Here is a 24,230-nt window from a genome sequence, read left to right on the forward strand (position 1 = left end):
AGCAAGCTTCCAATCGCTGGCCTTGGCTTGGCGCAGTTGCGCGTCGCGCACCTTATTTGTCCAGCGTGTTGATCATCGGGGTCGGATTATACGTGGGGGTTCACGGCTGGATTGGTTTGAGTGCTGCCTAGCCTGGAATCAGACTCGTTGGTTTTGTTTTAACTTTGTGCCGGTAATGCTGGCTTAATTCAGGTTCGGTGATATCGCCTGAGTTAGGCCTTTCGGCAGATTGTTTACGCCGTGCGTCCAATTGTATGAGCCATTTTCAGCGACTACACTCCAGCCCATGAAACGCTATTTGCGGTTTTGCCTCATCTTCATGATCTGCCTGGCGCTTCCCCTCAGCGGGATGGCGGGCGTTCAGGCACCGACAGAACCTTGCCCAATGAAAACGATGGGCATGGCGATGATGGACGACATGGAGATGGACTGTTGCAACGATATGAAAAGCCCTTCCGAGCACGGCAAACCTTGCAAGCCGGGCCAGGAGTGCAAGACTGGCGGCATGCTGCAAGTCTCGATCTTCAAACCTCCTGTAACCTTATTCAGCCCCGTAGTGCTTTCCTTCTTTAGTGATTCCCTGCCCGTACAGACCCCGTCCGGGGTATGGCGCCCGCCTCGCGTTTGATTCCTGTCCCACATTGAGCCTCATTCCGCATTAGCGGGATGGACTAGCTGCGCGCATGTCTTTTGACGCACGCAGTGGATGATCACAGGAATCGTAAACATGAACTTTAAGTGCTATTGCACAGGCTGGTCCCTCGTGGCCGGTCTGGCGGCAAGCGTACTGGCATTGCCAAGCTTCGCTGCCGCATTGACACTCGATGAAGCGTTGCGGCTGGCCGTAAACAATGCACCGTCATTGACCGCACAAGACGCCAAAATTCAGGCTGCCAGCAGCGCAGCTATTCCGGCCGGTGAGCTACCTGACCCCAAGCTGCTGCTGGGGGTGCAGAATTACCCCATCGGCGGTCCGGATCGCTGGAGCATTGACCAGGACTTCATGACCATGCAAATGGTCGGGGTCAGGCAAGAGATGCCCAACAGCGACAAGCGCAAAGCACGGATTGAGATCGCCGATGCGGCCGTTGATCGCGCTGCTGCGGAGCGTCGAGTCGAACGTCTGAAGGTACGCCAGTCCACGGCGTTAGCTTGGATCAGTAGCTACTCGATTGAGCGCAAAGATGCGCTGTTCCAGGACTTCTACAAAGAAAACCGCCTGCTGAGCGATATCGTCCGGGCACAGATTGCCGGTGGCCGCGCTCAACCCGCCGACGCGGTGACACCTAAGCAAGAAGCAGCACAACTGGCGGGGCAACAGGACGATCTGATTCTCCAGAGAGCGCAGGCCCGAGCAGCCCTCAAACGCTGGATTGGCTCCGCCGCCAACAACAAGCCTGTGGGTAGCTTGCCAGAATGGCCCGTCGATGCCTCAAGCTACTTCCATAAACTGCAACACCACCCTGAGTTGGCAGCGTTTGCGCCGATGACCCGAGAGGCGCAAGCCAAGGTTCATGAAGCCGTGTCGGAGAAACAGTCGGACTGGAGCTGGGAACTGGATTACCAGCGCCGAGGCCGGGAGTTTGGCGATATGGTCAGCGTGCAATTTTCCTGGGACCTGCCGCTGTTTCCTGACTCCCGCCAAAACCCCAAAATTGCAGCCAAACAGGCTGAACTCAGTCAGCTTGAGGCCGAGCGCGAAGCGCTGTCACGTGAGCATACCCAGCAACTGGAAAACGAACTGGCTGACTATGAGCGCCTGAATCGCGCCGTGCGTCGCAACCAGGAAAGTCTGTTGCCGCTGGCCAAGGAAAAGGTCGAACTCAGCATGGCCAGTTATCGCTCGGGCAAAGGCGATTTATACGCTGTTGTTGCCGCCCGCCGTGAACTCATCGAAGCCCGCCTCAAACAGATCGACGTCGAAGAGCAGCGAGCACTGACCAGTGCGCGTCTGTATTTTGCTTATGGGGAGTTCAGCCAATGATCGGTAAAAAATGGACCGGGTCATTGCTGGTAGGCATCTCGCTGGCATTGGGTGTTGCTGGTGGTTACTGGTTCGCTCACCAGCGCATGAGCAAAGAACCCAATACCGCCCCGAAACAGAGCCTCAATTCACCGGACGACCGCAAGGCTCTGTATTGGTACGACCCTATGTACCCGCAACAAAAGTTCGACAAGCCGGGTAAGTCCCCCTTCATGGACATGCAACTGGTCCCTCAGTACGCCAGCAGCGCAGGGAACCGGGCGGCCGTCAGTATCGATCCAAGTCTCACCCAAAACCTCGGACTGCGTTTTGCGACAGTTACCCGTGGGATCTTTGATTCCAGCCTCGACGTGACCGGTGCCTTGACGTTCAACGAACGTGATGTCGCGGTGATTCAGGCCCGCACCACTGGCTTTGTGGAGCGGGTCTATGCCCATGCTCCCGGTGATGTGCTCAAAGCCAATGCGGCGTTGGCGGATATCCTGGTGCCGGAGTGGGCCGCTGCTCAGACAGAGTTTCTTGCCCTGAGGCGCAACGGTGATGCTGACCTGTTGGCTGCGGCGCGTCAGCGTCTGCGGCTCACAGGGATGCCGGCAGCACTGATTACTCAGGTGGAGCGTGGCGGCAAGGTTCAGCCGTACCTGACTCTGACCAGTCCCATTGCCGGTGTGCTGCAAGAGCTGAACGTACGCGCGGGTATGACCGTGGCGACCGGCGACACCCTGGCACGTGTCAATGGCTTGAGTAGTGTCTGGTTAGCCGTGGCTGTTCCAGAATCGGATGCCGGATCGATCACCGTGGGACAGGCGGTCGAAGCGCGTCTGCCGGCCTTCCCAGGGACAATGCTTAATGGCAAGGTCAGCGCGATTTTGCCCGAGACCAATCCGGACAGCCGCACCCTTCGTGTGCGGGTGGAACTACCCAATCCGGACGGGCGCCTCAGGCCGGGTTTGACGGCGCAGGTCCGCCTGAACCGCTCGACCGGGCAAAGTGTGTTGTGGGTTCCGAGCGAGGCCGTCATTCGCACTGGCCGACGTGCCTTGGTGATGCTCGCCGAAGATGCGGGTCGCTACAGTCCCGTGGAAGTGCAACTCGGGCAGGAAAGCGATGGCAAGACGGCGATATTGAAAGGTCTGGAAGAAGGACAGAAGGTGGTTACCTCTGGCCAGTTCCTGCTCGATTCGGAGGCCAGTCTAAAGGGCATTGTTGCCCGCTCAGAGGAAGAGTCACCACCCCGTGTAGCAGCCTCCAGCTTTCATGAAGCAGATGGGCAGATCGTTGAGATCAACGATAAAGAAGTCACACTTGCCCATGGCCCCTTCAAGACGCTGGGCATGCCGGGTATGACGATGACGTTCCCACTCGCTAGTCCGGCGCTGATGCAGGGCCTCAAAACGGGCGATAAGGTTCGGATTGCGGTGAGCCAGACCGATGATGGTTTGCGTGTTGAGCGTCTGGATAAATCGGGGAGCCAGCCATGATCGCTGCCCTGATTCGTTGGTCAGTGGCCAACCGATTCCTGGTGCTACTGGCGACGCTGTTTGTCACAGCTTGGGGCATTTGGTCGGTGCGGAGCACGCCCATCGATGCGCTGCCGGATCTCTCCGATGTTCAGGTGATCATCCGTACTCCTTATCCGGGACAAGCGCCGCAGATTGTCGAGAACCAAGTGACCTATCCGTTGTCCACCACCATGCTCTCAGTGCCGGGCGCCAAGACTGTGCGTGGTTATTCCTTCTTCGGTGACAGCTTCGTTTACGTGCTGTTCGAGGACGGCACAGACTTGTATTGGGCCCGCTCGCGGGTGTTGGAATACCTGAGTCAGATACAAAGTCGGTTGCCTTCCAGTGCCAAGCCGGCGTTGGGGCCGGATGCAACTGGAGTGGGTTGGATCTTTCAGTACGCACTGGTGGATCGCAGTGGCGGACACGATTTGGCACAGCTTCGCGCACTTCAGGACTGGTTCCTCAAGTTCGAACTCAAGACCCTGCCAAACGTTGCGGAAGTGGCCACCGTGGGCGGCATGGTCAAGCAGTACCAGGTGCAGCTCGATCCGCTCAAATTGGCCAGCCTCGGTATCACTCAGGCTGAGGTGACTGAAGCTATCGGCAAGGCCAACCAGGAAACCGGTGGTGCCGTGCTGGAGATGGCAGAGACCGAATTCATCGTGCGTGCTTCCGGATACCTGAAGACGCTCAATGACTTTCGGGCGATCCCACTCAAGCTGGGTTCGGGCGGTGTACCGGTAACCCTTGGCGATGTCGCCACGATTCAGTTGGGACCGGAAATGCGGCGTGGCATTACTGAACTCGACGGCGAAGGCGAGACCGTCGGCGGCGTGGTGATTTTGCGCAGCGGCAAGAATGCTCGCGAGACCATTGCAGCGGTCAAGACCAAGCTCGACGAACTGAAAAGCAGTCTGCCGGCTGGTGTGGAAATCGTCACCACCTACGACCGCAGTAAGCTGATCGACCGCGCCGTGGAAAACCTCAGCCACAAGCTCATCGAAGAGTTCATCGTTGTCGCGCTGGTCTGCGGGATCTTTCTCTGGCACCTGCGCTCATCCCTGGTGGCGATCATTTCGCTGCCGGTGGGGGTGCTGATTGCCTTCATCGTCATGCGCTACCAGGGCATCAACGCCAACATCATGTCCTTGGGCGGGATAGCCATCGCCATCGGCGCCATGGTCGATGCGGCCGTAGTGATGATCGAGAACGCCCACAAGAAGATTGAGGCTTGGCACGCGGCCAATCCGGGGGAAGAACTGAAAGGTGAGCGTCATTGGCACGTGATGACCGAAGCAGCCGCAGAGGTTGGCCCGGCGCTGTTCTTCTGTTTGTTGATCATCACCCTGTCGTTCATTCCGGTGTTCACGCTGGAAGCTCAGGAGGGACGGCTGTTCGGTCCTTTGGCCTTCACCAAGACCTACGCCATGGCCGCAGCGGCGGGATTGTCAGTGACCTTGGTGCCGGTGCTGATGGGCTACTGGATTCGAGGGCGCATCCCCAGTGAACAACAGAACCCGTTGAACCGGTGGTTGATTCGGATTTATCAGCCAGCCCTGGACGCAGTCTTGCGTCGACCAAAGATCACGCTGCTGGTGGCGCTATTGGTTTTTGTCAGTGCGCTATGGCCAATGTCTCAACTGGGTGGCGAGTTTCTCCCCCCGCTGGACGAGGGTGACCTGCTCTATATGCCTTCTGCTCTGCCGGGATTATCGGCGCAGAAAGCCGCGCAACTGCTGCAACAGACTGACCGCCTGATCAAGACCGTTCCAGAGGTCGAACATGTCTTCGGTAAAGCGGGGCGTGCTGAAACCGCCACCGACCCGGCACCATTGGAAATGTTCGAAACCACGATCCAGTTCAAACCACATGAGCAGTGGCGTCCAGGCATGACCCCGGAAAAGTTGGTGGAAGAACTGGATCGAGTGGTACGAGTCCCTGGGCTGACGAACATCTGGATACCACCGATTCGCAACCGTATCGACATGCTTGCCACGGGGATCAAGAGTCCTATCGGAGTAAAAGTTGCCGGCACCAACCTATCGGAGATCGATGCCGCGACTCAGGCCGTCGAGCGAGTGGCCAAGGGCGTGCCCGGTGTCAGTTCGGCTCTGGCCGAGCGACTGACCGGTGGCCGCTATATCGATGTGGATATCGACCGCAAAGCCGCCGCCCGCTACGGACTGAACATCGCCGATGTGCAATCCATTGTGGCCGGCGCTATCGGCGGTGAAAACGTCGGCGAGACCATTGAAGGGCTCGCACGCTTCCCGATCAACGTACGTTACCCACGGGAATGGCGTGACTCACTCGGCGCCCTGGAGCAATTGCCGATCTATACCCCTCTGGGGAGCCAGATCACCCTCGGCACCGTGGCGAAGGTCAAGGTCACGGACGGTCCACCGATGCTCAAGAGCGAGAACGCAAGACCTTCAGGCTGGGTGTATATCGACGTGCGTGGCCGGGACATTGCCTCGGTAGTCGCCGATCTACGCCAGGTCGTCAATGCACAGGTCAAGTTGCAGCCCGGCATGAGCCTGAGTTATTCAGGGCAGTTCGAGTTTCTCGAAAGGGCCAACGCACGACTTAAACTAGTGGTGCCTGCCACGCTGTTGATCATCTTCGTGTTGCTCTACCTGACTTTTGCTCGCTTCGATGAGGCCCTGCTGATAATGGCCACTCTGCCATTCGCACTGACTGGCGGAGCATGGTTCCTCTATCTGTTGGGATTCAACCTGTCAGTCGCCACCGGGGTCGGTTTTATCGCACTGGCCGGAGTGTCTGCCGAATTTGGCGTGATTATGCTGCTCTACCTGAAGAACGCTTGGGCCGAACGTGAAGACCTCGGCGACAACACTGAGCGCGGGCTCGTTGAGGCCATTCGAGAAGGCGCCGTGCAGCGTGTTCGACCCAAAGCCATGACCGTGGCCGTGATCATTGCCGGCCTTCTACCCATTTTGTTAGGCAGCGGTACTGGTAGCGAAGTGATGAGCCGCATCGCCGCGCCGATGGTCGGCGGCATGATCACGGCACCCTTGCTTTCCCTGTTTGTCATTCCGGCAGCCTATCGCCTGATGCGTCGCCGGCACCTCTCATCTGAACCCGTCAACCCTCAAGGAAAAGTCGTATGAAACTGACCCTGATTGCAGTTGCAAGCACCCTATTCACGTTATCTCTTTCGGCGCACGCAGAGGATATGCCTGGCATGAAAATGGACGAAATGGAGGGCATGCAGATGAAGCAGGAAACAAAGCAGGCTCCAGTCGCTACCGCCGACGGAACGATTAAGGCTATCGATTCTACGAAGCATACGGTGACTATCTCTCACGGCGCTGTTCCAGCTGTTCAATGGCCACCGATGACCATGGGTTTTTCTGCAACGGAAGAACAGCTAACAGGGCTGACGACGGGAGATCGCGTGACATTTTCGTTTCGGCTAGAGGGCGGCAAAGCCACAATTGTGACCATCAAAAAGTAAAACAGCAGCGGCGTAAATGACCGTCACGTTTTGTCGTACCGGTCATTTCCAATACATCTGCTTGTCGGAAAAATCGATACGTCAGTGATGTTGCTCGCGGGGAAGGTGCAGATGACCGTGAGAAAGAGCAAGGCTCCAGTTTGGGAGAACGAAAGAGGCTCAACCTCAAATGTAAAGCTGAACACGTAAAGAAGTGGGGGCTAAAGTGGGGGCTAAATGGAAAGCATGAGCGAAGAACCAAACTGGAAAATCGCTAACTCATTGATTTAAATGGTGTCCCAGGGCAGGTTCGAACTGCCAGCCTTCCCCTTAGGAGGGGGATGCTCTATCCAATTGAGCTACTGAGACACAAATCGCCCGCAAGGAATGCAGTGCGATGGACGGCGTGCATGTTAACGGGCAGGCCTGCTTTTGTCATGTCGTCCGTAGTGCTTTTTAAGTGTAGGCAGACGCCCCTCGTCACCGTGGCTTAATTTACCGTGCAAATTGCACCCTCTCAAAATCCCACCATTGCAATTTGCAACGACGGCCTCTTTAAATAATAAGTTAATTCTTTGTTTTTAAAGGATTTAATAGCCGTTAGACTCTTGGCACGCGGGCTGCTTTAGCTGTTCTCACGAACAACCGAGGCCAGCCTCATGAACAGCGTCCTTTTACTCTCGAATGCGATCGCGCTTACCGTTCTGCTCGGTTCTCATTTTGCTCCCGAGAATGGCGCTGTGCAGGTTGCGCAACGGATGCCCCATTACCTCCAGCTGCAAAAAGCCCCGCAATTGGCCGTCATGAACGATCAGCGCGGCTTTGTTGGCCAGGATGCAAGTCAGCACAATTACCCGCTGGTGTCGCAGCCTTCGGAACGCTTGGTATTTTGAATCACCCTATCAGGAGCACAGCATGTCCAAATCAGCCGCAGGATTTTTGATCCTTGCCCTATTGAGCGGCATTGTTCATTTGTCATGGGTCCCGGATGCGGTCGCCACCCCGCCCCTGATTGCCTGCGGCGTTTTCGGCGCGCTGTTCGTGCTGGCGCTGATTGTCGGGCGCAAAATCAAATTCGATCCGGTTTTACGCTGAGCTTCAGCACATTCAGAAGATGTTCAACGGTGACAGCAAGTTCGCCAGAGTTGTCGAGTTGATGGATGTTCGTGTCACCGAGTGAGTCGTCGGCCACAAATAGCCCGTTACGGCGCAATCTCGCTTCGATTTCCTCAACGCTCTCACGGCCACGTCGCAGCAAGCGCTCGCGCAACACTTCATCCTTGACCGTCAACAGCACCGGCAACAGCGTGGGATAGCGTTTTAGCGCCTGCGCGAGGTGGCCCCGAGAACCGTTGACCAACACATGACGGCCGTCCTTCAGCCAATGGTCGATCTGGATCGGAATACCGTAATCCAGGCCATTGGCGTGCCACGACATCGCGAAGTCACCCTTGTCTCGACGTTGCGCGAATTCCTCGGGGGAAACTCCGATGGCGTCTTCGCCCACGGATTCGGCGGAACGCGTGATGACACGTCGCACCACTTCGCCGCTCATGGAGCGTAAAGGTAGTCGTGCCGCTTCGATGAGACTGTCCTTGCCGGATCCGGAAGGCCCCATCAAGTAAATCAACCTGCCATCCATCCTGAATCATCCCTCATTGCGGGTCCGCCCCTAGTAAATCGGCCATTTGCCACTATCCTGTATAAGGTAAGGACCAAAGATCGAATCCGCATAGCATGCACCTTCAGGCGTCTACGGGCATCTCCTGACGGACAGAGAACGCGGTCAGCGATACGGATGTGGGGAAAAGTTTTCAAACCAGTCCTCATTTCTGAAAATTGTGCTGGCATAACGCCTTTACCCGGCTCAATATTTGTCACAGAATTGACGCCAATGATATGGCTGCTTTGAGGCATGATGCGAGCCTCTATCAATTCAGGTTGAACATTTGGCCAGAGACCTTGTCGTATCAGACATCCTGCGGCCAATCCCGAGAACCGCTCCCCTGAACTAACCGGTTAAATATATGCGCCCATTGAAACAGGCAATTTATTCCAGCCGTACGGCTGACAAGTTCGTCGTACGTCTGCCAGACGGAATGCGTGAACGCATTGCCGAGGTGGCTCGCAATCATCATCGCAGCATGAACTCCGAAATCATTGCGCGCCTTGAGCAGAGTCTTATTCAGGAAGGTGCACTGGGCGAAGAATTGAGCATGCGCCTGGACAGCCCGGAGCTGTCATTGCACGAACGTGAACTGCTGCAGCGCTTCCGCCAACTCTCCCACCGTCAGCAAAATGCTCTTGTTTCGCTGATTGCCCATGACGCCGAAATGGCCGCAGACGCTTCCTGATTCAACCCGAACGCTCAAGCCAGCATAATCGCTGGCTTTTTTTTGCCTGAAATTTGCCAATAAAAAACCCGCCAATTGGGCGGGTTAGTTGCTCTTGTAGGAGCCAGGCTTGCCGGCGAAGGCGTGCTTGAGATCGCCTTCGCCGGCAAGCCAGGCTCCTACAGTGTCGTTTTTACCAATCGATTAGCGGGTTTCAGTTGGAAATCAGAGCAGGAAAATCGTCGCCAGCCCGAGGAAGATGAAGAACCCGCCGCTGTCGGTCATGGCGGTGATCATCACACTGGCCCCCATCGCAGGGTCGCGTCCAAGCCGCGCCAGGGTCATCGGAATCAAAACACCCATCAACGCCGCAAGCAGCAGGTTAAGCGTCATCGCAGCGGTCATCACCACGCCCAGGGACCAACTGCCATAAAGCAGATAGGCCACGACGCCAATCACGCCGCCCCAGACCAAGCCATTGATCAAACCGACGGCCAGTTCTTTGCGCATCAGTCGTGACGTATTGCCGGTGCTTACCTGGTCCAGAGCCATGGCTCGAACGATCATGGTGATGGTCTGGTTGCCGGAGTTGCCACCAATACCGGCCACGATCGGCATCAATGCCGCCAGCGCAACCAGTTTTTCGATGGAGCCTTCGAACAGGCCGATCACCCGGGATGCGATGAATGCGGTGATCAGGTTGACCGCCAGCCAGGCCCAACGGTTACGCAGGGATTTCCAGACGGAGGCGAAAATGTCTTCTTCTTCACGCAGACCCGCCATGTTGAGAACTTCGTTCTCGCTCTCTTCACGAATCAGGTCGACCATTTCATCGATGGTCAGGCGGCCGATCAGCTTACCGTTCTTGTCGACCACAGGCGCCGAGATCAAGTCGTAACGCTCGAAGGCCTGAGCGGCGTCGTAAGCGTCCTCGTCCGGGTGAAAACTCACCGGGTCGCTAGCCATGACTTCCGAAACCTGTTTTTCCGGGTCGTTGACCAGCAAACGCTTGATTGGCAGCACGCCCTTGAGCACGCCGTCGTAGTCGACCACAAACAGTTTGTCGGTGTGGCCCGGCAGCTCCTTGAGACGACGCAGGTAACGCAGAACGACTTCGAGACTGACATCCTCACGGATGGTCACCATCTCAAAGTCCATCAGCGCACCGACCTGCTCCTCGTCATAGGACAACGCGGAGCGCACGCGCTCACGCTGTTGACCATCGAGGGTTTCCATCAGCTCGTGGACGACGTCTCGCGGCAGCTCGGAAGCCAGGTCAGCAAGTTCGTCGGCGTCCATGTCCTTGGCCGCCGCCAGGAGCTCATGATCGTCCATGTCGGCGATCAGGGTTTCACGAACCGAGTCGGATACTTCGAGGAGGATGTCGCCGTCGCGATCAGCCTTGACCAATTGCCAGAGCGTCAGACGATCGTCCAGCGGCAAGGCTTCAAGAATGTAGGCAACGTCGGCGGAGTGCAGATCATCAAGCTTGCGTTGCAGCTCGACGAGGTTTTGCCGGTGAACCAGGTTCTCGACCCGTTCGTGATGCGGACCTTCCTGACGATGAGTCAGGTCTTCGACCACCCGCTGGCGTTGCAGCAGCTCAACGACTTGAGCGAGGCGGTCCTGCAAGCTTTCCTGCGTTTTCTTTACTTCAACTTCAGACATAGGCGAACTCCACTCCCAGCAGCGGGGCACGCCGGAAGGATCAATCAGTCAATTCATGATTGGAAAAACGGGATACTGAGTAACTACTGGGTAAGTCCATGGAGGTATTCCACAAGCCCCGGCGGGGCTGACGGGCGCAATGATACACCGCCCGACGGTTTTAAACGTTAAAAAATCGTGGCTGAAACAAGCGGTTGCAAGACAAAGCCGAGTGCAGTCCTGATCTCTCCAACTGCGACGACTCATTCTGAAAAGAAAACACACCCCCGTCGAAAAATGTAGCGGCTACCCTGACATGGACCGTCATGGAGGACGTTTGATGCCATCGATTACTGTTTATTTTTTACTGCTTGGCCTGCTCTGCCTTTCGCCCCGGCTGCATGCAGCCACCATTCACCGCTGCGAAGCACCCGACGGCCGCCTCACCTTCACGACCTTGAGCTGCACGGACGATGAAAGTCTCTCTCTCCAGGATGTGCGCACCTTCATGCCCGGCAACCCGGTAGCGCTCATGCCGGAGGCTAACGCCCGGGAAACACCCGTAATGAAAATCAAAAGGAAGGAGCCAACCGTTGTCGGCCAGTCTGAGGACAAGTGTGGAAACCTGATGACTGCCAAGGAACGTCGCGAAGCAATCATCAATCAACGGATAGTCGCCGGCATGACACAACAGGACGTCGAGAGTGCTCTGGGCAAGCCCGACAAGATCAGTATCAGGAATTCAGCAACGAGCTACCGCTACGACATCAAGCGAGGTCGTAGCGCACACGTCGAGTTCGATGAGAAAGGATGTACCAAGGGAAAAGCCAAATCCCAGACGGCAAAAAGCCCGCGTTAAACGCGGGCTTTTTGGTGTTTGGTGCACTCGACAGGATTCGAACCTGTGACCGCTCGGTTCGTAGCCGAGTACTCTATCCAGCTGAGCTACGAGTGCATTTGTGTTTTTATACCAGATCACAACTGGTTGAAGCCAAGTCATTCACATTACTGCAAACAACTCTTAAATGGTGCACTCGACAGGATTCGAACCTGTGACCGCTCGGTTCGTAGCCGAGTACTCTATCCAGCTGAGCTACGAGTGCATTTGTTGCCGCGCATTATAGGCCGTCTAATCTCTATGTAAAGCACTTTTTCTAGTAATTTCAAACACTTACCGAAAAAGCCAGATTACAACGTACTACGCAAATAATGGCGGAGAACGGGGGATTCGAACCCCCGACACCCTTTTGAGGTGTACTCCCTTAGCAGGGGAGCGCCTTCGGCCACTCGGCCAGCTCTCCGCAACACGGGGCGTATATTAACCAGCTTCTTCCCCGTTTGCAAACATAAAAAACGATAAAAATTAATGGCTTGGTTCGTCGTCCTTCTCTTTCTTGATCCGCAAGTAGATTTCCTCGCGGTGAACCGCAACCTCTTTAGGTGCGTTAACGCCAATACGCACTTGATTTCCTTTGACGCCGAGCACGGTCACGGTGATTTCGCCATCACCAATAATCAGGCTTTCTGCGCACCGACGAGTCAGAATCAGCATACCTTTCTCCTCACGCATTTCATTTCAGGGACAACAGTCTGCAAAAAAAAGGCACTCGACCTACAACCGGAACGATCGCAGCCCTACATGCCTGAGTATTGACCAGCGCGAGCAAAAGAACAGTTCCTGGGTCGCGCTATTCAAAAAAGACAAAGGGCGCGGTCAGACCGCGCCCTTTGGCAAACGCATCACTCGCCCGTTCGGGCCGGTGCGTCCAGTTCGAAAGCCGTGTGCAGAGCGCGCACAGCCAGCTCCAGATACTTCTCTTCGATCACAACGGAGACTTTGATTTCCGACGTCGAGATCATCTGGATGTTGATGCTTTCTTTCGCCAGGGATTCGAACATGCGGCTGGCCACGCCTGCGTGGGAACGCATGCCGACGCCGACGATCGAGACCTTGGCGATCTTGATGTCACCCACCACTTCACGGGCACCGATCTCGCGAGCGGTGTTTTCCAGCACGGTTTGTGCGGCCTGGAAGTCATTGCGGTGCACGGTGAAGGTGAAGTCGGTGGTGTTATCGTGCGCAACGTTCTGCACGATCATGTCGACTTCGATGTTCGCGGCACTGATCGGGCCAAGAATCTTGAATGCAACGCCCGGGGTGTCTGGCACGCCACGGATGGTCAGCTTGGCTTCATCGCGATTGAAAGCGATGCCGGAAATGATCGGCTGTTCCATGGTTTCCTCTTCATCAATAGTAATGAGGGTGCCCGGACCCTCCTTGAAGCTGTGCAGTACGCGCAGCGGAACGTTGTACTTGCCGGCGAATTCCACCGCACGGATCTGCAATACCTTGGAACCGAGGCTGGCCATTTCCAGCATCTCTTCAAAGGTAATCTTGTCCAGGCGCTGAGCCACGGACACCACACGCGGGTCGGTGGTGTAGACGCCATCGACATCGGTGTAGATCTGGCATTCATCAGCCTTCAAGGCTGCTGCCAGCGCCACGCCGGTGGTGTCGGAACCGCCACGACCGAGGGTGGTGATGTTGCCGTGCTCGTCGACGCCCTGGAAACCGGCGACAACCACCACACGACCTGCCTTCAGATCACCGCGAATCTTCTGGTCATCAATCTGCAAGATACGCGCTTTATTGTGCGCGCTGTCCGTCAGAATCCGCACCTGATTACCGGTGTAGGACACCGCTGGCACGCCGCGCTTGATCAGCGCCATGGCCAACAGTGCAATCGTCACCTGCTCGCCCGTGGAAACGATCACATCCAGCTCACGCGGAACCGGCTGGCCGTCGCCACTGATTTGCTTGGCCAGATCGATCAGACGGTTGGTTTCGCCGCTCATTGCAGACAAGACAACCACCAGGTCGTCGCCGGCATCGCGGAATTTCTTAACCTTGTCGGCGACCTGCTCGATTCTCTCGACAGTGCCGACTGAGGTGCCTCCAAATTTCTGTACGATCAAAGCCATTTCAAAGCCGCCTCTGCCCATGAAGGGCGCCCAAAATAATCACTCAAACAGCGTTCTGGCCCGCCACTACTGCGGGCCGGACACTCTGCCTTATAAACCCTGCTCTACAAATGGAACAGTCAGGGCCAGTGCCGCATCCAGTGCGCCTGCGTCAGTACCACCGCCTTGCGCCATGTCTGGACGACCACCGCCCTTCCCGCCTACTGCCGCAGCGGCTTGCTTCATCAAATCACCGGCTTTGAGTTGGCCAGTCAGGTCTTTGGTTACGCCTGCAACCAGAACGACCTTTTCCTCATGGACACTGCCGAGCAGGATCACTGCGCGGCCGAGTTTGTTTTTCAGCTGATCGACCAGCGCCAGCAGCGCCTTGCCGTCCTGACCGTCCAGACGCACGGCCAGCACTTTTACGCCTTTGACGTCTAGCGCGGAAGCCGACAGATCGTCGCCCGCCGCGCTGGCAGCCTTGGCCTGCAACTGCTCGAGTTGCTTCTCCAGCAGACGGTTGCGCTCCAGCACAGCCGACAGCTTGTCGATCAGGTTGTCGCGGCTGCCCTTGACCAGGTTGGCCGCTTCCTTGAGTTGTTCTTCTGCAGCGTTCAAGTAAGCCAGTGCCGCGGCACCGGTGACTGCTTCGATACGACGCACACCAGAGGCCACACCGCCTTCGCTGATGATTTTCAGCAGGCCGATGTCCCCGGTACGGTTGGCGTGGATGCCACCGCACAGCTCGACGGAGAAATCACCGCCCATGCTCAGCACTCGCACGTTGTCGCCGTACTTCTCGCCAAACAGCGCCATGGCGCCTTTTTGCTTGGCGGTTTCGATGTCGGTTTCTTCGGTTTCAACCGCGGAGTTCTTGCGAATCTCGGCGTTGACGATGTCTTCCAGGGCCTTCAGTTGCTCAGGCTTGATGGCTTCGAAGTGGCTGAAGTCAAAGCGCAGGCGCTGACTGTCGACCAACGAGCCTTTCTGCTGAACGTGATCGCCCAGCACCTGACGCAACGCGGCGTGCAGCAAGTGAGTCGCCGAGTGGTTCAGCGAGGTCGCATGGCGCACGTCGGCTTCAACGTGGGTTTCAACCGGCGAGCCGATGGTCAGGTTACCCGATGCCAACACGCCGTGGTGCAGGAACGCGCCGCCGGTCTTGGTGGTGTCACGCACGTCGAAACGACCGTTGCTCGATTGCAGATAACCGCAATCGCCGATCTGGCCGCCGGATTCAGCGTAGAACGGCGTCTGATCGAGAACGACTACGCCTTCTTCGCCTTCACTCAATACGTCGACCGACTGGCCTTCTTTATAGAGGGCGACAATTTTCGCCGAACCGCTGGTGGCCTTGTAGCCAGTGAACTCGGTGGCCACGTCAACCTTGACCAGCGTGTTGTAGTCCAGACCGAACGAGCTGGCCGAACGCGCGCGAACACGCTGGGCTTCCATCTCACGCTCGAAACCGGCTTCGTCGACGGTCAGGTTGCGCTCGCGAGCGATGTCCGCAGTCAGGTCCATCGGAAAACCGTAGGTGTCGTAGAGCTTGAACACCACGTCGCCCGGCACCACAGTGCCTTTGAGTTCCAGCAGGTCCTGCTCGAGAATCTTCAGGCCATGCTCCAACGTCTTGGAGAACTGCTCTTCTTCAGCCTTGAGCACGCGCTCGATGTTGCTCTGCTGCTTCTTGAGCTCCGGGAAAGCTTCGCCCATCTCGGCGACCAGCGCCGCGACGATTTTGTAGAAGAAGCTGCCGGTTGCGCCCAGCTTGTTGCCGTGGCGGCAAGCGCGACGAATGATCCGGCGCAATACGTAGCCGCGCCCCTCGTTGGACGGCAGCACGCCGTCGGCAATCAGGAAACCGCACGAACGAATGTGGTCGGAAACAACCTTGAGCGAAGACTGATCGCCATTGCTGCAACCGATAGCCTCGGCCGACGCGCTCAGCAGATTCTTGAACAGGTCGATTTCATAGTTCGAATGCACGTGCTGCATCACCGCACTGATCCGCTCCAGGCCCATGCCGGTATCCACCGACGGCGCTGGCAACGGATGCAACACGCCGTCGGCGGTGCGGTTGAACTGCATGAACACGTTGTTCCAGATCTCGATGTAACGGTCGCCGTCTTCTTCCGGCGAACCCGGTGGGCCGCCCCAGATGTGGTCGCCGTGATCGTAGAAAATCTCGGTGCATGGTCCGCACGGGCCGGTATCGCCCATGGTCCAGAAGTTGTCGGACGCGTAAGGCGCGCCTTTGTTGTCGCCGATGCGGATCATGCGCTCGGCTGGCACACCGATTTGCTGGGTCCAGATGTCATACGCTTCGTCGTCGGAGGCGTAGACAGTGACCCAGAGTTTTTCCTTCGGCAGTTTCAGAACGCCGGTCAGGAACGTCCAGGCGAAGGTAATCGCATCGTGCTTGAAATAGTCACCGAAGCTGAAGTTACCGAGCATTTCAAAAAACGTGTGGTGACGAGCGGTATAACCGACGTTTTCCAGGTCACTGTTCTTGCCACCGGCGCGCACGCATTTCTGGCTGCTGGTCGCACGGGTGTAGGCACGTTTTTCCTGGCCCAGGAAGCAGTCCTTGAACTGGTTCATCCCCGCGTTAGTGAACAGCAGGGTTGGGTCGTTGCCCGGAATCAAAGAGCTGGAGGCTACACGGGTGTGGCCTTGCTCTTCGAAGAAGCGAAGGAAGGCTTCACGGATTTCTGCGCTTTTCATTAGGTTCTTCCACGGAGGCTGCGGCCAAAGGCCTGTGCGAAACGTCAACAGACGAAGCGACGGCAAAGGGCCGCATTATATCGGCCCAGCGCGCGGGGTACAGCGTGTTTATACGATAGAAACGGTCAATTGGACGGCTAACGCTGTCAGTTGCGTGAAAACTCGACGAATGCCGCGATCACTTGCTCGATTTGAGCGCCGCTGACGTCCATGTGCGTGACCATCCGCAGACGCCCGGCAGCGCTCAGCTTAATGCCGCGCTCGGCCGCAAAGGTCTTGATCGCCTCGGCCTTGTCGCCCATTTGCACATAAACCATGTTGGTCTGCACCGGTTCGACTTCGTAACCGGCCTTTTGCAGTCCGTCGGCCAGAAATTGCGCGTTGGCGTGATCATCGGCCAAACGCTGAACGTTGTTATCCAGCGCATAAAGCCCCGCCGCCGCCAAAAGACCTGCCTGGCGCATGCCGCCACCGACCATCTTGCGCAGGCGACGTGCCTTGCCAATCAACGCCTCCGAGCCGCACAACACCGAACCGATCGGCGCACCCAGGCCCTTGGACAGGCAGACCGAGACCGAATCGAAGTGCTGAGTGATCTCGCGGGCATCAACACCCAACTTGACGGCCGCGTTGTAGAGCCGGGCGCCGTCCAGGTGCAGGGCCAGCCCATGCTCACGGGTGAAGCTGCGCGCCCGGGCGAGATACTCCAGCGGCAGGACTTTGCCCTGCATAGTGTTTTCCAGCGCCAGCAACCGCGTACGGGCGAAATGGAAGTCGTCCGGTTTGATCGCGGCGGCGGCATGCGCGAGGTCCAGCGAGCCGTCGGACTGCACTTCCAGCGGCTGCGGCTGGATCGAGCCGAGTACCGCCGCACCGCCACCTTCGTACTTATACGTGTGCGCCTGCTGGCCGACGATGTACTCGTCACCGCGTTCGCAATGAGCCATCAACCCCAGCAGGTTGCTCATGGTGCCTGTTGGCACGAACAACGCAGCGGCAAAACCCAGTCGTTTTGCCAATTCCGCTTCCAGACGATTGACCGTCGGATCCTCGCCATAGACGTCGTCACCGGTGGCCGCACTGGCCATCACGTCGAGCATCCCGGCGGTCGGTTGGGTAACGGTGTCGCTGCGAAGATCGATAACGCTCATGAATCTGGCCTCGGTAAGCAGGGAAAATCCCTTTCAGTCAGGAATTACTGAGGTCATGACGACGATTAATCAACCCCGGACGAAGGAAAAGAGGCGTCAAGCGAGCAAAAAAGTCGATAGCAATCATCAGATAGCAGCAATGCACGGCTCGGAAATATGTGTTAAAAAGCTTCGCCGCCAGACAATCTGGCGGCAAAACGTTCTCAGGGCGGGGTGCAACTCCCCACCGGCGGTAATTGCGCGCAATGCGCATAGCCCGCGAGCGCTTGGTGACAGTACGGCTTCGGCGGTGACTGGCGGCAAGGTCAGCAGACCCGGTGTGATCCCGGGGCCGACGGTCATAGTCCGGATGAAGAGAGAACGGGATTGGCGCCAAAGGGCCGTCCGCGGGCATTCGTGCGAGCGTGCGTACCCTTAAATCCCATTCGATTCATATGCCCTGTTTTTTTCATAAACAGGAGTCAGAACATGCAACCCACCGCAATCGATAGCAAAAGCAAACACCATCAGGGCGAGCGCGTTGCGTTCATCCAAGCCTGCTGGCACAAGGAAATCGTTGATCAGAGCCGTAAAGGCTTTGTTGCCGAGATGATTGCTCAGGGTTATCAGGAATCCGACATCGATTTCTTCGAAGTCGGCGGCGCCTTTGAAATTCCATTGCACGCCAAACTGCTGGCCAAGTCCGGTCGTTATGCCGGCATCGTCGCGGCAGGCCTGGTGGTCGACGGCGGGATTTACCGCCACGAATTCGTCGCCCAGTCGGTAATCAGCGGCCTGATGCAGGTTCAACTGGAAACCGAAGTGCCGGTGTTCTCGGTAGTCCTGACCCCACACCACTTCCATGCCGGCGAAGAACATCAGAAGTTCTTCTTCGAGCATTTCGTGCATAAAGGCCAGGAAGCGGCGAAGACCTGTGCGGATACGCTGCACAAGATGCGTGCGTTGTGTCGTAGCGAGCCGCGTGCGGTAGCCGTCTAAACACCGAACCAGCCCCTGGAGCGAGGCTTGCCCGCGAAGGCGATTGTAAATTCAACATCACTGTTGATTATGAAATCGCCTTCGCGGGCAAGCCTCGCTCCTACAGGGGGCGGCGATAATTTTCAGGCCAGGTTTTCGTCGGTGGTCGGCACGATCAGGATGCCGGCGCGCAGGCCGTTTTTGACTTTGGGGTTCGGGAAGATGATCCGGGCGCCCTTCTCTTCGATGATCCAGCGGGTCTGGGCGATGTCTTCGGCCAGCACGTAACCTACATCCAACTCCGAAAAGTTCTCGATGTCCGCCGGCAGGTTCAGGCGGAAGCTATCGCTGTGCTTGATGATTTCCCGCGCCACGCTAAACAACTGCAAACCGTCCAGGCATTCTTCAGTCACCGCTGGCTCGCTACCTTCGATGATCTGTTTGAGGCGGGTCTCGAGCAGTGAGACGTTAACCCCGTCGTTCTGCCCGAATGGCCGCGCCTTACCCAACTCAAGGGTGAAAGACTCGGCACCCAGTTTGTCGTAGGTGTAAGAGCTGAAAACGATCGACGACTTGTTCTGCAACAGCACCGCTTCCATGCCGGCAGCACGCAAGCGGGCCAGCTCCAGGCGTGAATGCTGGCGCCCTTCTTTCCAGGGATACAACGCGAACTGTTCGATTTTCGAGCCACGAATCGCGGTGTGCAGGTCGTAGTGCAGACGGTTGCGGTCCGGCAGGCTGAAGAAACTCGCCGCCAGCCGCTCAAGCTCACACGCGCGCCGGGCTTCAGAGCCACTGGTTTGTTCGTGACGGCCGTTGAACAGCCGATTGACGTCCTGTTCGATAAAGCGCTCGCCTTTGCGAATCGCTTCCGGATTGCCGAACAGGAACAGAATACGTGCGCGCGGCTTCAAGTCGCCGCGGGCAATGTCATGCAACAGGCGATCGAGCAGCTCGATCGGCGCTGTTTCGTTGCCGTGGATACCGGCTGATAGCAGCAGGTCCTGGCCGTTGTTGCGAGCTTCAGGTGGCCGGACTTCCAGCGCACCTTCGCTCAACCAGCGCATGCGCACGCCTTCGACAGTCAGTTGAGTCTTCTCCGCCGGTTCGCGGCCGGCGAGGGTCAGTTCAAGCAGTTTGCCGAGGGCGAGCATAGAGCGGTTTCCTTAGTGGTCGTGTGCGCAATCCGGGCCATGCACGTGGTCTTCGTCGCCGACTTCAGCCGGTTCCATTTCCAGTTGCAGACTTACCAGATTAGTCGCCAATGGGCGCAGCAGCAGGTTGGCGTATTCAGCGTCACCTTCTTCAACATCCACGCCGATCAGCAGTTGGCCGCGGCCGTCCTGCTGGATCCACAGCTCTTTACCTTGCCACATGACCGCGACGCGGGTGCAGGAGGTTTCCAGTTGCGTGCCGTCGGTGTCTTCAAGGATCAGCTGCAGGGTATCGCTCATGTTTTTACGCTCTCGACGTTCAATTGATCTGGAATGGATAAACCGCGCCCAGTTTAAGGATTTGCGTCAGTTCATCCAGTGCCGTCCGGCACTCAAGCAGCAATTGCGGGTCCGCAAGATCGTTTTCGGTCATGCGGTCGCGGTAGTGCTTGTCGACCCACTCGGTCAGCGTGCCGTACAACGGTGCCGTCATGATAACCCCTGGATTGACGGCCGCCAGTTCGGTTTCGTTCAGTGCGACACGCAACCGCAGGCACGCCGGGCCACCGCCGTTTTGCATGCTTTGTTTCAGATCGAAAACCTTCACTTCGCGGATCAGGCCGCCGGAGCTGGTCAGGCCTTGCAGGTATTGCCAGACGCGCTCGTTGCCACGGCACTCTTCCGGCACGATCAACAGCATCGAACCGTCAGGACGCGTCAACAACTGGCTATTGAACAGGTAGGAACGAACGGCGTCTTCGACGGTTACGGCCGAACGCGGTACGCAGATTGACTGGAATTTCCCACCGAATTTTGCGAGTTTGCCTTGCAGTTCAGCGAGCATCTGGTCGGTGTCGAGGAACGCGTCCTCGTGATAGAACAGCACTTCACCGTTACCCACCGCGATCACGTCGTTATGGAACACGCCCTGATCGATCACCGAAGGGTTCTGCTGGGCGTAGACCACGCCGTCATCGCTCAAGCCGTGCAGGCGAGCAACGGCTTGAGAGGCTTCGAGGGTCTGGCGCGCCGGGTACTTCTGTGGCGCCGGGTAGCGGGTGTCGAACGCACTGCGACCGAACACGAAGAACTCGACGCCGGCTTCACCGTATTCACGGCAGAAACGGGTGTGGTTGGCCGCGCCTTCATCGCCGAACTGTGCCACTGCCGGCAAAGCGGCGTGGTGAGCGAAGTGCTTCTGGTCAGCGAACATCGCCCCCAGCACGCGGCTGGTGGTCGGGTGTTCGATGCTGCGGTGGTATTTGCAGTTGAGGTTGGCGGCAGTGAAATGCACTCGACCGTCGGCAGTGTCGGCACTCGGGCTGACTGTGGCGGCGTTGGCCACCCACATGCTCGACGCCGAGCAACTGGCGACCAGCAATGGCATCGCATCTTTGGCGGCTTGTTCGATCACTTGCGCGTCGGTGCCGCTGAAACCCAAGCGGCGCAGGGCGGCGACGTCAGGACGTTCCTGGGGTGCCAGAACGCCTTGCTGGAAGCCCATTTCCATCAGCGCTTTCATTTTCGCCAAGCCTTGCAGCGCGGCTTCCTTCGGATTCGAAGACTGCTGGCTGTTGCTCTGGGAAGCGACGTTGCCGTAGGACAAACCGCCGTAGTTATGGGTCGGCCCCACTAGACCGTCAAAATTGACTTCATAGGATTTCATCAGCGAGGGCTCCACGAGAATCTGTTGTTATAGGCATCTGGTAACTGTTCAGTAAGAGCGAGTCGCGGCCTTCGCGGGCAAGCCTCGCTCCTACAGGTTTTGTGTCGTCCGCATGATCGGCACACACCACAAATCCCGTAGGAGCGAGGCTTGCCCGCGAATGGCCGTTACGCCATTCGCACGCCGGGCGTCAACGAGGCAGGCAACACCAGGCTCGGCGTTTCCAGCGAGGCCACCGGGTACGCGCAGTAATCCGCGGCGTAGTAGGCGCTGGCGCGGTGGTTGCCCGAGGCGCCGACGCCGCCGAATGGCGCGCTGCTTGCGGCACCGGTCAGTTGCTTGTTCCAGTTGACGATGCCGGCACGGCTTTCCAGCCAGAACTGCTGATAACGCGCTTCGGAATCCGACAGCAACCCGGCCGCCAAGCCATAGTCGGTGTCGTTGGCTTCAGCGATCGCCGCTTCAAAATCAGCGTAGCGGATCACTTGCAGCAGCGGACCGAACAGCTCTTCGTCAGGACGATCGGCGACTGCCGTCACGTCCAGAATGCCTGGGGTCAGCAACGCGGCTTGTGCCTGAGGTTGAGTCATTTCCAGCAGCGCCACGGCGCCATTGGCCAGAAAGTGTTCTTGCGCATCCATCAGCGCTTTGGCCGCGCCGAGGGAAATCACCGAGCCCATGAACGGTGCCGGTTGCTGATCAAATGCACCCACTTCAATCGTCGCACTGACCGCCACCAGACGCGCCAGCAACGTGTCGCCCCAGGCGCCTTGCGGCACCAGCAAGCGACGGGCACAGGTGCAACGTTGGCCAGCGGAAATGAATGCCGACTGGATGATGGTGTAAACGGCAGCATCGAGATCTGCAACCTGATCAACCACCAGCGGGTTGTTACCGCCCATCTCCAGCGCGAGGATCTTGTCCGGGCGACCGGCGAATTGCTGGTGCAGGTGATTGCCGGTGCGGCTGGAACCAGTGAAGAACAAACCGTCGATGCCCGAGTTCGCCGCCAGGGCGATACCGGTTTCGCGAGCGCCTTGCAGCAGGTTCAACACGCCCGCCGGCAGGCCGGCTTCGATCCAGCATTTAACCGTGAGCTCGGCGACTTTCGGGGTCAGTTCGCTTGGCTTGAACAGCACGCTGTTACCGGCCAGCAGCGCCGGCACGATGTGCCCGTTCGGCAAATGACCCGGGAAGTTGTAAGGCCCGAACACCGCCACCACGCCATGTGGCTTGTGGCGCAGCACGGCGGTGGCGTCGCCCAGCGGGCCGCTCTTCTCGCCGGTACGCTCGCGGTAGCTCTGCACCGAGATCGCAATCTTGTTGACCATGCTGGTCACTTCGGTCGCCGCTTCCCACAATGGTTTACCGGTTTCCTCACCAATGGTGCGGGCCAGTTCGTCAGCGTGGTTCTTCAGCGCGGCGGCAAAGGCTTCAAGCACAGCAATGCGTTCTTCCAGGGTACGACGGGCCCAGCCCGGGAACGCCTGACGTGCAGCCTGCACGGCCGACTCGACCTGAGCGGTAGTAGCGCCTTCGCCGGTCCACAGCACTTGCTGGGTCACCGGGTTCAGCGACTGGAACGCTTCGCCCTGACCGGCCAGCCATTCACCTGCGATGTATAGCGAATTCATTATTTCGACTCCCTGGCAGCAGACAACGGAACGGCGCGCACTTGATCGCCGGCGTTGAGTTGAAGACGTTTGGCGGTCAGCGGATCGACGACCAACGTGCCGGCGGCGAAGCGTGCTGGCGCGGCAGTGATCCGGCAGTCTTCACGCTTGCGGTTGTGAACCAGGAACGGTGTAGCGTCGTCACCCGGCGTGCCGATGGCCAACACCAGCGCCTGGCTGTCGCGAACGGCGCGGATCTTGCCGGTTTCGCACTCGACCGCTGGGCCGGCGTCGAAGATGTCGACATAGCCTTGATAACTGAAACCTTCGCTCTTGAGCATGGCCAGCGCCGGCTCGGTGTCCGGGTGGACCTGGCCGATGACATTGCGCGCGTCTGGCGACAGGAAGCAGGTGTACAGCGGGAATTTGGGCATCAGTTCGGCGATGAACGCCTTGTTGCCCACGCCCGTCAGGTAGTCGGCCTGGCTGAATTCCATCTTGAAGAAGTGGCGGCCCAGGCTTTCCCAGAATGGCGAGCGCCCGGCTTCGTCGGACACGCCGCGCATCTCGGCAATGATCTTGTTGCCAAACAGCTGTGAGAACTCGGCGATGAACAGCATCCGCGCCTTGGCCAGCATGCGGCCGTTGAGGCCCGTGCGGTAATCGGCGTGGAGGAACAGCGAGCACAATTCGGAGTTGCCGGTCAGGTCGTTGGCCAGGAACAGCGTCGGGATCTCGCGGTAAATGTTCAGCTCTTGCGAGGCGCTGACGGTCAGGCCAACCCGGAAGTTGTACCAAGGCTCACGCAGGCCGACGGCGCCGGCAATGGCGGAAATGCCCACCACGCGGCCGTCATCGTCTTCGAGTACGAACAGGTAGTCCGCATCGCCCCGCCCGGCTTCGCCGCGGAAGGTCTTCTCGGCCCAGCCGACCCGATGGGCCAGACGTTCTTCGTTGGCCGGCAAAGTGGTCAGGCCGGTGCCGGTGCTGCGGGCCAGGTCGATCAGAGCGGGTAAATCGCTGCTGCGTACGGGACGAACGATCATGCTATCTCCTCAAACGGGCCGCTGAC

Annotated in this window: 21 protein-coding genes, 4 tRNA genes, 1 pseudogene and 1 riboswitch; of the genes and pseudogenes, 11 read left to right on the plus strand and 15 right to left on the minus strand. The window is 58.0% G+C overall.

Going from position 1 to position 24,230, the window contains the following annotated elements; translation table 11 throughout:
• The 6 genes and pseudogenes from EYC95_RS06805 to EYC95_RS06830 all read left to right on the plus strand — a co-directional run.
• Positions 1-131 (plus strand): annotated as a pseudogene (locus EYC95_RS06805) (nickel/cobalt efflux protein RcnA); the annotation flags it as partial.
• A 155-nt stretch (positions 132-286) separates the two neighbouring features.
• Positions 287-628, plus strand: coding sequence for a hypothetical protein (locus EYC95_RS06810; protein WP_131059673.1), 342 nt, complete (start codon positions 287-289; stop codon positions 626-628).
• A 99-nt stretch (positions 629-727) separates the two neighbouring features.
• A complete protein-coding gene (locus EYC95_RS06815) occupies positions 728-1,984 on the plus strand; it encodes a TolC family protein (RefSeq protein ID WP_131059674.1) in 1,257 nt (418 codons plus the stop codon).
• Entirely contained in the window at positions 1,981-3,465 is a 1,485-nt protein-coding gene (locus EYC95_RS06820) for an efflux RND transporter periplasmic adaptor subunit (protein WP_131059675.1), read from the plus strand. The genes EYC95_RS06815 and EYC95_RS06820 overlap by 4 nt, the downstream gene beginning before the upstream one ends.
• A complete protein-coding gene (locus tag EYC95_RS06825; RefSeq protein WP_131059676.1) occupies positions 3,462-6,620 on the plus strand; it encodes an efflux RND transporter permease subunit in 3,159 nt (1,052 codons plus the stop codon). Before EYC95_RS06820 ends, EYC95_RS06825 begins: the two co-directional genes overlap by 4 nt.
• On the plus strand, positions 6,617-6,967 hold the full coding sequence (locus EYC95_RS06830; RefSeq protein WP_131059677.1) for a copper-binding protein: 351 nt from the start codon (positions 6,617-6,619) through the stop codon (positions 6,965-6,967). The genes EYC95_RS06825 and EYC95_RS06830 overlap by 4 nt, the downstream gene beginning before the upstream one ends.
• A 271-nt stretch (positions 6,968-7,238) precedes the next feature.
• On the opposite strand, the gene EYC95_RS06835 is transcribed toward EYC95_RS06830, so the two are convergent.
• Positions 7,239-7,315, minus strand: a tRNA-Arg gene (locus EYC95_RS06835).
• Positions 7,316-7,605: 290 nt separating this feature from the next.
• On the opposite strand from EYC95_RS06835, the gene EYC95_RS06840 reads away from it, so the two are divergent.
• Positions 7,606-7,839, plus strand: a complete 234-nt coding sequence (locus EYC95_RS06840; RefSeq protein WP_131059678.1) for a hypothetical protein — start codon at positions 7,606-7,608, stop codon at positions 7,837-7,839.
• A gap of 22 nt (positions 7,840-7,861) precedes the next feature.
• On the plus strand, positions 7,862-8,041 hold the full coding sequence (locus EYC95_RS06845) for a PA3371 family protein (protein ID WP_131059679.1): 180 nt from the start codon (positions 7,862-7,864) through the stop codon (positions 8,039-8,041).
• On the opposite strand, the gene phnN is transcribed toward EYC95_RS06845, so the two are convergent.
• Positions 8,016-8,588 (minus strand): phosphonate metabolism protein/1,5-bisphosphokinase (PRPP-forming) PhnN, encoded by a 573-nt coding sequence (gene phnN, locus EYC95_RS06850; RefSeq protein ID WP_131059680.1) that lies wholly within the window; start codon positions 8,586-8,588, stop codon positions 8,016-8,018. The two genes, EYC95_RS06845 and phnN, sit on opposite strands and share 26 nt — an antisense overlap.
• A gap of 385 nt (positions 8,589-8,973) precedes the next feature.
• Between phnN and EYC95_RS06855 the strand changes: the two genes are divergently transcribed.
• Positions 8,974-9,300, plus strand: coding sequence for an Arc family DNA-binding protein (locus EYC95_RS06855; RefSeq protein ID WP_003178899.1), 327 nt, complete (start codon positions 8,974-8,976; stop codon positions 9,298-9,300).
• 204 nt (positions 9,301-9,504) lie between these two features.
• On the opposite strand, the gene mgtE is transcribed toward EYC95_RS06855, so the two are convergent.
• Entirely contained in the window at positions 9,505-10,947 is a 1,443-nt protein-coding gene (mgtE, locus tag EYC95_RS06860) for a magnesium transporter (RefSeq protein ID WP_131059681.1), read from the minus strand.
• Between the two features lie 319 nt (positions 10,948-11,266).
• Here mgtE and EYC95_RS06865 point away from each other — a divergent pair, with 319 nt between their 5' ends.
• Positions 11,267-11,785, plus strand: coding sequence for a cell envelope protein SmpA (locus tag EYC95_RS06865; protein ID WP_131059682.1), 519 nt, complete (start codon positions 11,267-11,269; stop codon positions 11,783-11,785).
• A 19-nt stretch (positions 11,786-11,804) separates the two neighbouring features.
• On the opposite strand, the gene EYC95_RS06870 is transcribed toward EYC95_RS06865, so the two are convergent.
• The 7 genes from EYC95_RS06870 to ltaE all read right to left on the minus strand — a co-directional run bounded on the left by EYC95_RS06870 (position 11,805) and on the right by ltaE (position 17,768).
• Positions 11,805-11,881: transfer RNA gene (locus tag EYC95_RS06870), tRNA-Arg, on the minus strand.
• 71 nt (positions 11,882-11,952) lie between these two features.
• A tRNA-Arg gene (locus tag EYC95_RS06875) sits at positions 11,953-12,029 on the minus strand.
• A 107-nt stretch (positions 12,030-12,136) separates the two neighbouring features.
• A tRNA-Ser gene (locus EYC95_RS06880) sits at positions 12,137-12,227 on the minus strand.
• 62 nt (positions 12,228-12,289) lie between these two features.
• Positions 12,290-12,478 carry a carbon storage regulator CsrA gene (gene csrA / locus EYC95_RS06885; RefSeq protein ID WP_003178872.1) on the minus strand — a complete coding sequence of 63 codons (189 nt, stop codon included), beginning with the start codon at positions 12,476-12,478 and terminating at the stop codon, positions 12,290-12,292.
• A 188-nt stretch (positions 12,479-12,666) separates the two neighbouring features.
• Complete coding sequence (locus EYC95_RS06890; RefSeq protein ID WP_008033100.1) at positions 12,667-13,908, minus strand: aspartate kinase; 1,242 nt, start codon at positions 13,906-13,908, stop codon at positions 12,667-12,669.
• Between the two features lie 90 nt (positions 13,909-13,998).
• Positions 13,999-16,617 carry an alanine--tRNA ligase gene (alaS, locus tag EYC95_RS06895; RefSeq protein ID WP_131059683.1) on the minus strand — a complete coding sequence of 873 codons (2,619 nt, stop codon included), beginning with the start codon at positions 16,615-16,617 and terminating at the stop codon, positions 13,999-14,001.
• Positions 16,618-16,763: 146 nt separating this feature from the next.
• Positions 16,764-17,768, minus strand: a complete 1,005-nt coding sequence (ltaE, locus tag EYC95_RS06900) for a low-specificity L-threonine aldolase (RefSeq protein WP_131059684.1) — start codon at positions 17,766-17,768, stop codon at positions 16,764-16,766.
• A 195-nt stretch (positions 17,769-17,963) separates the two neighbouring features.
• Positions 17,964-18,134: riboswitch (FMN riboswitch) on the plus strand.
• 102 nt (positions 18,135-18,236) lie between these two features.
• On the opposite strand from ltaE, the gene EYC95_RS06905 reads away from it, so the two are divergent.
• Positions 18,237-18,746 carry a 6,7-dimethyl-8-ribityllumazine synthase gene (locus tag EYC95_RS06905; RefSeq protein ID WP_131059685.1) on the plus strand — a complete coding sequence of 170 codons (510 nt, stop codon included), beginning with the start codon at positions 18,237-18,239 and terminating at the stop codon, positions 18,744-18,746.
• Positions 18,747-18,868: 122 nt separating this feature from the next.
• On the opposite strand, the gene astE is transcribed toward EYC95_RS06905, so the two are convergent.
• The 5 genes from astE to astA form a co-directional block, all read right to left on the minus strand.
• Positions 18,869-19,879 carry a succinylglutamate desuccinylase gene (gene astE / locus EYC95_RS06910; protein ID WP_131059686.1) on the minus strand — a complete coding sequence of 337 codons (1,011 nt, stop codon included), beginning with the start codon at positions 19,877-19,879 and terminating at the stop codon, positions 18,869-18,871.
• A 12-nt stretch (positions 19,880-19,891) separates the two neighbouring features.
• Positions 19,892-20,179, minus strand: a complete 288-nt coding sequence (locus EYC95_RS06915) for a hypothetical protein (protein WP_033056735.1) — start codon at positions 20,177-20,179, stop codon at positions 19,892-19,894.
• Between the two features lie 19 nt (positions 20,180-20,198).
• Positions 20,199-21,545: an N-succinylarginine dihydrolase gene (gene astB / locus EYC95_RS06920; RefSeq protein WP_131059687.1), complete on the minus strand. Its 1,347-nt coding sequence runs from the start codon at positions 21,543-21,545 to the stop codon at positions 20,199-20,201.
• A 167-nt stretch (positions 21,546-21,712) separates the two neighbouring features.
• Entirely contained in the window at positions 21,713-23,182 is a 1,470-nt protein-coding gene (gene astD / locus EYC95_RS06925; RefSeq protein ID WP_165557437.1) for a succinylglutamate-semialdehyde dehydrogenase, read from the minus strand.
• Positions 23,179-24,204 carry an arginine N-succinyltransferase gene (gene astA / locus EYC95_RS06930; RefSeq protein ID WP_131059689.1) on the minus strand — a complete coding sequence of 342 codons (1,026 nt, stop codon included), beginning with the start codon at positions 24,202-24,204 and terminating at the stop codon, positions 23,179-23,181. The genes astD and astA overlap by 4 nt, the downstream gene beginning before the upstream one ends.
• Between the last annotated feature and the right edge of the window lie 26 nt (positions 24,205-24,230).

Origin of the sequence: Pseudomonas sp. BGI-2 (assembly GCF_004310295.1) — a bacterium.
GTDB lineage: Bacteria > Pseudomonadota > Gammaproteobacteria > Pseudomonadales > Pseudomonadaceae > Aquipseudomonas.